The organism is Streptomyces sp. 11x1 (genome assembly GCF_032598905.1).
Classification (GTDB): domain Bacteria; phylum Actinomycetota; class Actinomycetes; order Streptomycetales; family Streptomycetaceae; genus Streptomyces.
Genome location: NZ_CP122458.1, coordinates 57,776 through 70,166 on the forward strand (window position 1 = coordinate 57,776; position 12,391 = coordinate 70,166).

10 protein-coding genes are annotated in these 12,391 nt (G+C 70.1%); 2 read left to right on the forward strand and 8 right to left on the reverse strand.

Annotation, left to right across the window (positions count from 1 at the left end; translation table 11 throughout):
- Positions 1-8: 8 nt before the first annotated feature.
- The 8 genes from P8T65_RS00305 to P8T65_RS00340 all read right to left on the reverse strand — a co-directional run bounded on the left by P8T65_RS00305 (position 9) and on the right by P8T65_RS00340 (position 11,604).
- On the reverse strand, positions 9-911 hold the full coding sequence (locus P8T65_RS00305) for a SagB family peptide dehydrogenase (protein WP_316723395.1): 903 nt from the start codon (positions 909-911) through the stop codon (positions 9-11).
- Entirely contained in the window at positions 908-1,906 is a 999-nt protein-coding gene (locus tag P8T65_RS00310; RefSeq protein ID WP_316723396.1) for a radical SAM protein, read from the reverse strand. The genes P8T65_RS00305 and P8T65_RS00310 overlap by 4 nt, the downstream gene beginning before the upstream one ends.
- Positions 1,903-4,548: a YcaO-like family protein gene (locus P8T65_RS00315; protein WP_316723397.1), complete on the reverse strand. Its 2,646-nt coding sequence runs from the start codon at positions 4,546-4,548 to the stop codon at positions 1,903-1,905. The genes P8T65_RS00310 and P8T65_RS00315 overlap by 4 nt, the downstream gene beginning before the upstream one ends.
- Positions 4,549-4,626: 78 nt before the next feature.
- The gene (locus P8T65_RS00320) at positions 4,627-5,235 is read right to left on the reverse strand and encodes a hypothetical protein (protein WP_316723398.1); all 609 of its coding nucleotides are present in this window, start codon (positions 5,233-5,235) and stop codon (positions 4,627-4,629) included.
- A gap of 537 nt (positions 5,236-5,772) precedes the next feature.
- Positions 5,773-6,303, reverse strand: a complete 531-nt coding sequence (locus P8T65_RS00325) for a hypothetical protein (protein ID WP_316723399.1) — start codon at positions 6,301-6,303, stop codon at positions 5,773-5,775.
- The gene (locus P8T65_RS00330; protein WP_316723400.1) at positions 6,300-8,486 is read right to left on the reverse strand and encodes a hypothetical protein; all 2,187 of its coding nucleotides are present in this window, start codon (positions 8,484-8,486) and stop codon (positions 6,300-6,302) included. Before P8T65_RS00330 ends, P8T65_RS00325 begins: the two co-directional genes overlap by 4 nt.
- Positions 8,483-10,276 carry a hypothetical protein gene (locus P8T65_RS00335; protein ID WP_316723401.1) on the reverse strand — a complete coding sequence of 598 codons (1,794 nt, stop codon included), beginning with the start codon at positions 10,274-10,276 and terminating at the stop codon, positions 8,483-8,485. Before P8T65_RS00335 ends, P8T65_RS00330 begins: the two co-directional genes overlap by 4 nt.
- Positions 10,273-11,604 (reverse strand): integrase, encoded by a 1,332-nt coding sequence (locus P8T65_RS00340; RefSeq protein WP_316723402.1) that lies wholly within the window; start codon positions 11,602-11,604, stop codon positions 10,273-10,275. Before P8T65_RS00340 ends, P8T65_RS00335 begins: the two co-directional genes overlap by 4 nt.
- Positions 11,605-11,727: 123 nt before the next feature.
- On the opposite strand from P8T65_RS00340, the gene P8T65_RS00345 reads away from it, so the two are divergent.
- Positions 11,728-11,856, forward strand: a complete 129-nt coding sequence (locus P8T65_RS00345; RefSeq protein WP_256965015.1) for a hypothetical protein — start codon at positions 11,728-11,730, stop codon at positions 11,854-11,856.
- A 77-nt stretch (positions 11,857-11,933) separates the two neighbouring features.
- Positions 11,934-12,386 carry a hypothetical protein gene (locus P8T65_RS00350; RefSeq protein WP_316723403.1) on the forward strand — a complete coding sequence of 151 codons (453 nt, stop codon included), beginning with the start codon at positions 11,934-11,936 and terminating at the stop codon, positions 12,384-12,386.
- The last annotated feature ends 5 nt before the right edge of the window (positions 12,387-12,391 follow it).

Here is a 12,391-nt window from a genome sequence, read left to right on the forward strand (position 1 = left end):
CCCACCTGTCACCGCAACATGCCAGAACCGATACCGACCTGACCAAGCACTACTAGGTACTCGGCCACTAGGTAGAACGTCTGGAACAGCGCGCCTACCTCCTTCAGTACCAGGCTGTAGGCGAGCTCGCCGTAGCTGCTGCTCACCCGCTCGAAGCGGCTGGTGATCACGATCGCGACGGGTGCCCGCTCGGAGCCCGCAGCGGCGGCCGCTCCGGCGAGCACCGGCGTGTGCGCGTCCGGTGAGATCAGTTCAAGTGCGTGAGTGTCCGGCAGGTACCGGTAGATCCCTGCTGGCACGTCGGCGACCGAGTCCGGCGCGACGACGGGATATAGCTCAAGGCTGTATGCCGCGCCGCCGGAGGGGTATGGACGGGACACCACATCGGGTCCACCAGTACGGTTGCGAGCGGTCAGCCATAGGAGGTGGCCGAGATCGTGCATGAGCCCCTCCGGCCATGACCGCCGAGACGTACGGGCGTTGAGGAGGAGCGGCAGGTTCTGGGACATCGGCTCGGGAGGCTGTTGGAGCCGGAACACTACGCTCGCCGGCCGGGCCGGTACGACAGGTGGTGACACTGGCGGCAGGCCGCCGCGGGCCGCTGCTCGGGAGCGGCGGTGGAACGTGAGTGAGTCGACATCCCACCGTGCGGACTCGATCACTGCGACCTGTGCGGGCGACACCAGGACAGCAGCCGCCCGCAGTTCCGAGACCAGCGGAGCCACGTCGACAAGAGGGAACTGCGCTCGTACCTCAGATACCGTTCTGGGTCGGGCGAAGGCGTTCATCACTGCGAGCGCTTCGGCTTCCGAGGTGGAGAGCGTCACGGCGTGGCCGGCGGCCGAGATCTCCAGCCGTCCTCTCACCCAGCGGACCCTTGCCAGCGGCGAGATGACCAGCGACGTGTTCATGGGAACGCTGGCCGACGCTCGATCCGCCGCTGGTCGTCCGCATCGCCGAACATTAGGTCGAGCCGACGGGTGGCGTCCGCCCACGCCTCCATTGTCCGTGCATGCTCGAGCAGGCTGGTGACGCGCGGGTCGTCCCACCGGGCCATCGCTCGTTGCCACAGCGTAGTGCCGGGCTCGTCCAGCAGGCTGCCTACGGTACCTTCGTACACCGGCATCGCCCGCACCCGCCCGTCGGGCTCCACCTGCATTGCCGGGATCTCACCCTGGACGAGCCTTTCCGGGCGCATCTGGAACATTTCGTTGTCGCTTACCACGAGGTCGGCTCGTAGGTGGGTTCGCAGTGTGTCTGCGTAGGACTCATCGCGTAGCAATTCAAGTTGACGGGATGTCACCATTTCATGGGTGACGAAGCCTTTGCGGCTGGCGAGTCCAATCGGCATCGCCGCGCCGAAGAACACGTAGTCCAGCGATGGAAATCGCGTGTCCACCAGACGGCAGAAGTCCGGAATCTCGTCGAAGTTCGACCGCGTCACCGTGTAGTCCACACCGACCGCCAGCTCAGGCTGCCCAGCCGCCGCGTCGGTCAGTCGCGCGGCGGCGTCCATGGCACGGTCGAACGATCCGGCCCGGCCGCGCAGCCGGTCGTGTGTCGCCGCACTCGCCCCATCGATGCTGACTGTGACGTTGGACATCGCCTCCACCACCGCGGCTACGGTGCGGTCGGGGAGATGCCAACCTGCCGTGTATAGGTGAACCGACACGCCGCCGCTACGAAGCCGCTCGGCCACCCGGAAGACCTCCGGCACCACCAGTGGCTCACCGCCCGACAGCACCACGGTGCGCGGGCTCAGCTCGACCAGGGCGTCGACCACCCGGGCGAGGTCGGGCCAGCTCAACTGTCGCGAGGGACGACGGCCGGCCTCGGAGTAGCAGTGCTCGCAGCGCAGCGGGCAGGCGTAGGTGATGTCCCAGACCACCGCCGCCGGTGCGGTCATCGTTTCCCCCTGGGCAACAGGTCCCGGATGCAGGTGACGCGCCCGCGGTCCCCGGTGCAGAGCGGGTTCGTCGTCTCCGATCCCGGGATCACGGCCCGTACCGCGTACGCCGGCGCGATCTTGTCGACCGTCAGGTCCGTGAGGAGGACCTGGTCGAAGCCAGCGGCCTCGATAGCGCCCACCATCCATCGCAGTTCGTCGAGAATGTCGTCCACCACGTACCCGGCGACGGCGTCGAGATCCTGGGTCGGGCGGTCGTTGCCGAACCAGAACGCATGCGCAGCGGGACGCGCGGTCCGCGGCCTCTCGTGGCGGCCGAGGCTCCGCGCCTGCAGCGAGTAGTCCTCCCGGCCTCCGGCGATGTATCCGGCTTTGGTCTGCCCGGCCTCCAGCAGCGCCATCGCCGCTGCGACTTCGGGATCCGGGTGGGCCGCGAACCCGTCGGACACCGTGCTGCGCCCGCCGGAGAAGGGGTCCTCGAAAACCCGGGCGTGCAAGGTTGGCACCCGAATCTCGGAAGTGATGTCGAGTAGGCGCACACTCATCCCGCCCTGCTCGTACTTGGTCACGATCCGGCGCGGAACGTCCGGCAATGACTCAAGGTCGATGAAGCGGAACTCTCGGTAGCCGACCCCACCAGGATTGTCGATCTCCAGCTCGACAAGCCGGGTGGCATGCCGCTCGACCAACTCGGCGACCGCGTGAGTGGCCGCCTCGGCCAGGCTGAAGCCTGAGCCCAGACCGCTGGAGGAGAAGACCTTTCCTCCCAGCCGCGGCGAGTAGAGGATGTCCCCCGGCAACCTGCCGCCGACCAGGGCTGCGGTTGGAACCAGCACCGTCCGTCCGCTGACGAGATCGACCGTCTCCGCCCACTCCAGCTCAGCCTGAGAGGTCCACCGGCTGTCGAACGGCAGCCCGAGCCGGTCCGGCGCCACGGCCGTGGCCCCATCTGCCACCGCACGCTCATACGAGGCCCGGAGCGCCGTCGCTGGACGGAAAGCGTCCTGCGCCTGGATCTCAGCCTCCTCCATAATGGCGCCCGTCTTCGCGGCGTCTACCGTCTCCGCCTTACCGCTCGCGAAGCTCGCCGACCAGCCGCTGCGCTGCGCGAACGCCTGGGCGATGTGCACGCCCAGGGTGGTCAGCTCTCCGACCATCCCGACGCGCACCACGCCCAACTGCCGGGCGATATCGTCCGCGATGACGCGGGCTTTGTCCGGGTCGCAGGAGAACCGGCGAGATCCACTCGCCTTCGGGGTCGGCACCAGCCCGATCCCCATACCGGTCCACGGCCCTGCCAGGCGGACCGGGGCTTGCGGGCGTTCCAGGACCTTGACGAGCGGTGCGGCCGCACGCCGAGCCAGCGCGAGTTCCCGTGCAGCGCCGTCGAGCGCAGCGCGGGAAACGCCGAGCACGCCGAGGTCCGAGCTCGCCTGCGACCAGGACACGGCCGGGCGCAACCGGGTGATGCACCGGCGGGCCTCTTCGTACTCCGCAGCGGTCGGCTCGCCGTGAGCTGCCGCCTGGCGGGCGAAGTGCTGGACCGCACCCAGTCGGAGGATCTCCCGCTTGAGCGCGAGGTCGTCGATCCACAGACCGGTGCGCAGCGCCTTGCCCATCGCTGACGTGGGGTGTCTGCCGACCGCCGCTACCAGCCGGGCCACCGTGACTTCGGTGTGCAGCGAGTCCGACACGTCCTCCAGCCCCAGCCCGAGGTCGCCCATGGTCACGTGCGTCTCCTCGGGCGACTCCCAGCCCCACTGCAGCCGCACGAAATCGAGCAGCGACTGCGCCGGATCCTGCGCGCCGTCGGCCAGCGCGTCTGGTGCCACCGACAGCCGCCCGCCGCCTGTCGTCAGACGCAGCAGTGCCGCACGGGCCACGGCGTCGAACCGACCGGTCACCTTCAGGAACTGCACGAGGTCGGCAAAGGACACCGCGTCACCGCTTTCCCACACGTGCAGGCGCGCGTCGGCGGTCTCGCGGTCCCGTACCCTCGCCGTCGGGTACGTAGGCGCGTCGGCGACGACGAGCTCGCCGGTCCCGACACGGACAGCCTCCGGCACCTGGCCGGCGGCCACATACTCGAGCAGCAGCTGGGAGTCTTCTCGCTTGAGGTCGAACCGTCGCAGCAGAGCGATGGTCTCCTCTGCGTCGGCCTTGGCGGCCAGCGACGGCGCGTTGAAGACTGCCTCGTATGTCCGGTCCGTGTAGTGCAGCGCCTGAGCGGCTTCCACAATGTCTTCACCGGTGCGAGGGGCGAGTGTGCCGCTGCGCACCAAGCGCTCGACGGCGTAGCGGACGTTGACCAGCGGCACGGTCAGTGTTTTGTACGTATCCTCTTCGAACAGGACCGCGACCTCGTCGTCCCGTTCGATCACTCCATCGCGGTACATCTCGTAGATTCGGCCGATGCCTGACACCGCCGGGATTTCGGTGGCACGCAGCGCCCCCATGCTGGCCGCTCCCAAAACCACTACCCCGCGGGAGATGGCTGCGCGGATCTCGCCCGGGCTGATCGCCAGCGTGTCGGCAAAGACGCCGTCGATGATGCCGACGACAGTCCCGGACGCGACGGCGTCCAGGTCACCACGCCGGATCGGCGGCCGGTAGTCGACCTCTGGGAGTACCTGCTCGGCCACCGAGCGAGGCAGCGAGGGACCAAGGAAGATGACAGGTCGGCGGTCCAGCGTCGTTTTCCTTCCAGACTCGCGGACTATCTACTCGCCCGGCTGCTCGAGCGGCAGGGGCATGATCGGCTCCCGCGGCAGGTCCGGGATTTCCGGGTTGAAGGTTTCCGGACTGATGATCTTGTTGCAGTGCTGCCCGCTCTTGCACGCTTGCGGAAACGCATACATCCGCTCCGGATTGTCCGCTGATCCGGCACCGCCGACCGTCTTGTCGATTGTGAGTCGCTTCTTCGTCGAGTACGGCTCACCGAAAGCTTCCTCGTAGAGATCCTGCGTCGCCGAGAACATCGCGATGTTCTCCAGCCACTCGTCGCCGCCCTTGTCAAGGCCGAAGTACGGGTCGTGGTGGAGGAAGTAGCCGAAAAGACGCTCGCAGTCCTCGGCGTACTTACGCGTGTCCAGGATGTGCTGGTGCCAGTATTCGTCGAGCGCGCGGTCGACGGAGAGCGTGGTGTGCGGGTGCAGCAGGTTCAGCACCAGGAACCGGCGGTACTTCTGCTCGGCCTCGCCGAGGGCCTCCTCGGTCCATGCTTCCGGGTCGTCATGCTGCAACTTGCGGTTGATCGGCGCGAGGTCAACCTGGTCCACCAAGGCGACCGCCGCAACGACGTCCTCCCGTGAGGGCGTGACCGTTCTCATCCCATCACCCTCTCTCAGCAGTCGGCCGACACTGCGGAACTGCCCTCGGCACGGTGGTCAACTAGCACTACGACGGCCAGACCCCACTTTATGACATCTGCAGCCACTACGCCACGTAACGTAACTGTTCGTGTCGTTCTGTGATGAAGTGGGCGGCACCGGAACGACCCGGAGGAGAAGGAGAACGCCGAGCGCGGCCCCAGGCCGCTGGAGGCCGCCGCGGTCACCTTCGCCAATGGCAGCGACAACATCGGCGTCTACGTGCCCGTGTTCGCCACCGCTGGCGTCGGCGGCATGAGCGTATACGCGGTCGTCTTCCTGATCCGGGTCGCGGTGTGGACTGCGGCCCGGCCGGTCCTTCGCCGCCCGGCCGGTGATCGCCAAGGTGCTCAGCCGCTGGGGCCACGTCCTGCTGCCTGTCGTCCTGATCGGCATCGGTCTGCTCATCTCCATCAAGGGCGGGGCCTTCGGCCTGTAGGACCCCGTACGCAAGAGCGGCGGCACCAGGGGGGCCGTCGCTCGGCGTTGACACCGGGGTCAGGGTCGGCGCCGACGGCGGGTGAGGTCGGGGACGGATGCCTGGGCGGCTACCTGCTGCTCCAGGAACGCGTTGGTCTCCTTGAGCTGGCTGTTCTCGATCTCCAGGACGTGGACGATGCGGGCCAGGAGCTGCGCCTGTCCGCGCAGCTCGTCGCGTTCGGCGCGGACGCGGGCCAGGTCCTTCTGCTGCTTGGCCGCGCGGGCCCGCGCCGAGTCGGGCAGCGCTTCGGGGACGGGGGTGCGGGCCTTGACCAGTGCGTAGAACAGGTCCTTGAGGCCGGTGTGCTTGTGGGTGAGCTTGTTGCGGCGGAGTCCGGCTTCGGTGGCCAGCGAGACGACGGTCAGCTTGCCGTCGGAGTGCAGCGGGGCGCCGATCAGCAGGCGCACCATGGCGTCGGTGATGGCTCTGATTTCCGCGGCATCCTCGCTGTCGGCGTGGCCCTGGGCGTGGGCGAGGGCGTCGCCAACGAGCTCGGCCAGCGCCGCGCCGTCGCGCGGGCCGGAGGCGGCCGCGGCGGGGGTGTTCATCGTCGCTCCTCAACGTCGGTGTCGGCTGGCTGTTGCGCGTCGTGGCGGCGGATAATCGCGGTGAGGTGGCCCTTGCGCTGCTGTTCGCGGGCGGCGATGGGGTAGGGGGCGAGGCCGGCGTCGGCGTCCGCGTTGATCCGTGCGACCTCGGTTCGCAGGGCGGTGATCTGGCTGTCGGTGCGGCTGATGTTCGTGCACGCCTGGTGGCAGCGGGAGAGGTCGGGGGTGCTGCGTCCGCCGTCGCCCGCCCGGTCGCGATCCGGGTTGCACAGCGCGGTGAACGCGTCGTGGTTGCAGGTCAGGAACGCCTTCGGGTCCTCGTAGACCTGGAGGCGGGGGTTGGCGACCAGCGCGCGCAGTTCGCGTTTGCCGAGGTAGGTCCCGGCGTAGCGGTCGGAGAACTCGGCGGCTGCGGCGCGGTAGCGGTGGGCGGCCGGGCCGCTGACCTTCTCGCCGGCGGCGATGCGTTCGCCGGCCTCGGTGAGGGTCTCGGCCAGGGCCAGGCCTTTCTCCTGGTCCAGGACCTCGAGCATGTCGGCCTTCGAGCGGCCAGCGTAGGACTCGGACATGGCGGTGGCCGCGTGTCCGTACTGAACCGCGAGCGCGATCCGGCCGCCGGGCTGGCGGTAGATGAACCAGGCGACGGTGCGGCGGAAGCGACGCAGGACGATGGCGCCGTCGGGATCGGGCGGGACCAGCTCGTGAGGCCGGTCGTGGGCGGCGGCGAGTTGGTTGGCCCAGGCGGTGAAGGCGCGTATCCGTTCCACGGCGGTGTCGGAGGACAGGCCGGTGCGCGGCATGCAGGTGCCCTTGGCGTACCGGTAGAGGGTGCGGGTGAACAGCTGCTCGCCGTCTTCGAGTTCCTCGAGGACAGCGATGGCGCGCGCGACGGGCTCCAGCACGATCCAGGGGTCCGCTCGCTGTTCGCCTTCGCCGATCGCGTTGCCGTCCTCGTCCAGGACTCCCTTGAAGTGCCGGCCGCGGACCTCGAACCGTACGGTGCCGTCGTTGCGCTCCACGCGGGTGCAGCAGCCGCGGCGCAGGGCCAGGACCTCCTCGGGCCGCATGCCGGAGAGGTAGGCGCAGCAGATCAGGGCGGCAGTGGACAGGTGCAACATCAGGGTGTCCACGTCGTCGAAGCCGACCGCCTCTCGCCACGGGGCTCCGCCGATCCGGGCGGCGAGCGGAACGTTGAGGCGCGGTGCGGGGCCGAAGTCGGCTGCGGTGAGCTCGTCGGACAGGATGCCGCGGGCGCGGGCAACCTGGGAGGTGGTGACGCCGAGGGTGCCGGCCAGGAAGGTGTTGGCCATCGGCGGCAGCGCCCCGCCGAAGCGGGCGCGCACGGCCGTGGCGCCGGGCGCACCGCTGGAGGGTAGCTTCTGCCCGGCGGCGAGCAGACCGCGCAGGTGGGCTACCGTAACCTCGGTGCCGCCGAGCGGAGCACGGTCGGGGATCGCGGCGAGCAGCCGGCGGTGCTCGCGGGCCGCGGCCAGGATGTCCGGGGACAGGTCCAGGACCGTGCGCAGTGCCCACACCAGCAGCGGGGCCATGACGGCCGGGTGCACGATCGCGACGCTGTTCTCGCCGTTGGGGGTGTCGTCGTTGGTGCCGAGGAAGTCGGACATGACCGCGGCCGGGTCCTCCCACGGCGGCATGACCAGCCGGTCGCTCTCGGGCAGGTAGGGGGCGTAGGCCCACAGTCTCGAGATGGCCCACAGGGCCTTGGCGTCGGTGCGCCACCGGCGGCCGAGCGGGCGCAGGTGCTCGGCGTAGGCCTCCAGGTCGTCGGTCGTGACCTTGGAGAGCTCGGTGATGCCGCGTTCCTCGAGCCAAGAGGCGAAGCGGGTCCAGATCTGGAAGTTGTGGCGCAGGGTGCCTGGTTGGGTGGTGGAGCGTGAGGCGCGCTGCTGAAGCAACACGGCCGGGGTCGGGATGTTCAGTTCGGCGAAGGCCGCGCGCATCAAGCCGGGCCGCAGCCCGGCGGGGCAGCGGCTCCAGTCGATGACCAGGGAGCGGTTCGACTCCCTTGGGCTGATCAGCGCCAGGCGCCAGGCCAGGTCACGGAAGCGCGGCAGCTGCTCGGGGTCGAAGCCGGGCCGCAGTCGGTTGAACGGGAGGACGAAGGTGTCCGGAGCCGGGTCGACGACCTCCGGGCCGGCTGGCAGGGGCGAGGACGCGCTCACGGGTCGAGCCTCCGTTCCAGCATCGCGTGGATAAGATCCCGCTCGCTGTCGGCCACGGCGGCGACCAACTGGGGCCGCGCGTCGGTGGTGGTGTAGGTGGTCAGGAAGTCGCCGATCCGCGCGTGGTGCGTCGCCCAGTCCGCGGCCCACACCGCCGATGTCACGGCTGAGCGCAGGGACTCCAGCGCCTGGTGCAGGTAGGCGATGCGGGGCAGGTCGCGGCCGGTTGCCACCGCGTTGCGGCAGGCGAAGCACAGCAGGAACGACACCGCACACGGCATCCCGGCCGTGCTGTGGTCGGAGTTGAGGAAGTCCGCGCACGAGGCGACCGGGGTGCGCAGCCGGCCGGCCACGATCCGGCGCGCCACCTCCAGGTCAATCCCGGCCTCCTTGGCCACGAGCTCGGCACTCACCTCGCCCTCGGCGTCGGCCTCCGCGACCAGGCGCATGGCGACCGTCTGCCGGGCGGAGGCCAGGGCCTGGGCCAGACCGAGCTCCACCGCGCCGCGCGAGGCGGCGCGGACGTCTTCGTCCTGGAGCTGGTAGTCGCGCTCGTGGGTAGCCTGGGTGTTGTTGCGGGCCCGGCCGTGGTGCGCCTGCGCGCTGTGGCGCAGCGCCTGGGAGTTCACCCGGGCGGGCAAGTCGACGCCGCCAGCGCGGACCTGCTGCTGCCAGCGCCGGATCGCCCCGTCCAGAGCGGCACCGAGCGCGTAGTCGCGCAGATTCTCACCTCCGCCCAGGCCGCGGTGGCCAACCAGCAGCTTCGTCGTCGGGCGGCCCAGCGCCTCCAGGGTGGTCCTGGCCGGCGCGGTCAGCTCCAACACGTGCCGCAGGGCCCGGCCGCTGGAGCCCTCGCCGACGTCGACGAGCGTGTTGCTCGCGTGCCGGCGACGGCCACGCCTCGCCTTGTCCGTGTCGACCTGGTGCACGGCAGGGTCCTCGCGGTCCGCGTTCGGCCACCAGGTGGGCACGTCCATCTTCTTGAGCACCGACAGGTTCCACGCCTCGTGCACGATCAACAGCACGGCCGCCGCCCCGATCTCCGCCGGCGTCGCGAAGAGCCGGCTCAGCGAGGCGGCGTTGCCCTCGAAGCCGCACGCGCGCTCCGCGTACGCGGTCACCGCTTGGTCGGTGGGGTAGCGCGGAAGGTCCCCGGTGCGTGCCAGCACGTCCAGCACCTCACCGAGGGGCCAGTCGCCGTCCCCACGCTCGATCGCCCCTGCCCGCCACCGCTGAAGGACCGCGGTGTTCGCCGCGATCCGCAGCCTCCCGGCACGCACCGTCGCGGCGGCCGCGTCCCGGATCCGGCGCAGTTCCTCCCGGGTATGGCCCTGCTTGCGAGGCCGTCCGCGCCGGGACGGCGGCCGGCGCCGCGGGGTCTGAAGGAACACCCGGGTCGCCTCCGGCACCCCGGGCGCCCGCCGGACGACCGCGGCCAGGACACGGCGGACGTGGATGTCGCCGGTCCACTGCTTCCACCACTCCACCGTGATCTGCTCGGTCGCGGCGACGGACGGCTCGGCCGCTGCGGCGTCCCTGAACAGCAGCCTCAGCGTGCTGGCGTTCGTCTGGTAGGTGTCCTCGCTGCCCCAGCCCCGGCCCTGCGCGGCCAGCCCGGCCACCAGCGCCCGACGGAAGTCGACGGGTCCGGGGCTGTCCCGGAAGTCGTACACGCCCAGCGGCGTCCCGGCGCCGCTGACCGGGCGGATGACCAGGCCGTCCGCGTCCAGCACCGGCGCCTTGCGGTAGTCCGTCGGCGGCAGCGCCGCCCGGCGCCCCCGCCCGCTCACGCCGCGTCCAGGATCAGGCCCGTACGGGCCGCGAGTTCCGCGATCTTCTCCGCGTTCACGGGGTTGTCGTCGTCGCCGAGCAGCGACTCCAGCTGCAGCCCGCGCACCGGCTCCAGGTACACATCCCGCGTCACCTGCTCGCTGCGGTGCCCGAGCATGTCCTTGACCATCAGCCAGACCTGCCCGTACACCTCCTCGTAGTGCAGGCGCTCGGCCGGCGTCAGCCCGAGCCGACGATCCAGCGCGTTGTGCAGCGCGATCAGCGTCCGCAGGGCCATGGAATGCCGCAGCATCTTCGGCGTCGCGAAGACGTCGAGCCCCGCGGCGGCACACCGATCGCTCGCCCGCTCGAAAATTTTCGTCCAACTCATGTACCGCAGCGGCAGCCCGCCCTCGGTCAGCCACAGCATCGCCGGCTCCAGGCCGTCCTCGCCGTCGACGAACAGCCGCATCCGATCGACGGCCGTCAACCTCCCGAGCGCGCTCTCGCCCGTACTCCCGTCCCGGCTTCTCCACTGCACGCGGCCCGCCCGGCTGACCCGCTCGATAATCCGCAGGTCGGGCAGCCGGTCGTAGACGCCGCGCCGTCGCGCACGGGCCACCGACAAGGCGCGCGTGCTCACTCGGTAGCCCTCGACGCGCTGAAGCGCCGGATGGCCAACGTAGAAGGTGTAGCCGGCCCGCTTTGCCACGGCCTGACCCACCCTGCCCGCGTAGTAGTTCCGTCGCCCGAGCGCCGGGAGCTCGCAGAGCAGCAGGGTGCCACCTTCACGGCGCCGCAGGCCGCTGGAGTACATCAGGTCGGCGTACGCCGTGTCCCGGCCGGCCGATCGGCCGCGCCATGTCTCGTCCTCCAGGCCGCCCGGCAGCATGCCGCCGAGCCCGACGTTGCGCCACAGCCCAAAGGCACGGGGCGACAGCCACTTCACGTCCGAGGTCTTCACGTCCGACGGCGACGCGAGCAATACCGGGTTCGACGGCACGAGGCCGCGCTGGGCCGCGATGCCGTACAGCAGCTTCAACGCGGCCTGCTCCTTCGCCCACGTTCCGCCGTCGACGGGTGCCGGGTTCGTCGCCCCTCGTCGGCGCCAGTCCTCCCAGTCCTCGACGTCGCCCTCCGACGCCTCGTCCCAGTCCAGTCCGCGCTGCCACAGGAACGTGAAGAACAGTCGGTAGAGCGGGGCGTACGTGATCTGGGTGCCCTGCGCCTTGGCCGAGAACGCCGAGCGTCGGAGGCACTCACTCAGCCGAGGATCGACCCGGCCATCCGGCGAGACGAGGATCGGCTGCCGCTCGCGCAGCCCGAGCGCCCGCTCGCGCTCTTGCAAGTCTTCCCAACCGGGGACGGGTCGGTCTCCTGAGGGATGGCCCCCATCGCCAATCCAGAACAGCTGCCACTCGTACGCCACTTGACCCCCTCAGCCGCAACACGACCTGAGGCAACACAGCGTATGTCCACAGAACACCGCTACGTATGGCGGCTGGGCCGAAGCCGGCGCGAGCGCGAGCAGATCAAGCTCGGCCTCCCCGCCCAACGGCCCTATCCCAAGCAGCCCGACCCCGAACCGATCGCGGTCTGAGGGCTGTTCAGCCGCGCAGTCCGTACCGCCCGCCGGGGTCGCCGCCCATTGTCCCGTGCTCCCTCAGGAGGAGACCCATGCCCGCCCTCTGGAATCCGCCGCCGACCCTCTCAGTGCACCAGCTCGAAGGCCTTCCCGTGATCGGCCACGCACACGGCCCCAAGGACACCGCCCCCTGGTCGACGCGGCCCGGGAACCGAACCCGATACAGCATCCACGCCGTCGACACCGCCCAGAGCAAATTGCTCGTGTCGATCAGCAGCGTCGTCATCGCCGGCGGAGACACCGAGTACCCGCACCCCCAACGAGGCGTCACCGGCTGGGCTCCCCTCACGCGATTCGACCTCATCCTCCTCACCCACCTGCGCACCAGCGGCTCGTACGCCGCACACCAGTGCCACCACCACATCCGTGCCTACCCCGAGGCACGGCCCTGCTGGCACTGCAAAGCCCGTCCGCCCAAGGCCCAGTGCACCTACTTCACCGCTTCCCAGCCCCACCAGACCGGCCCCGTCAGCGACGCCCCCTAACCCGC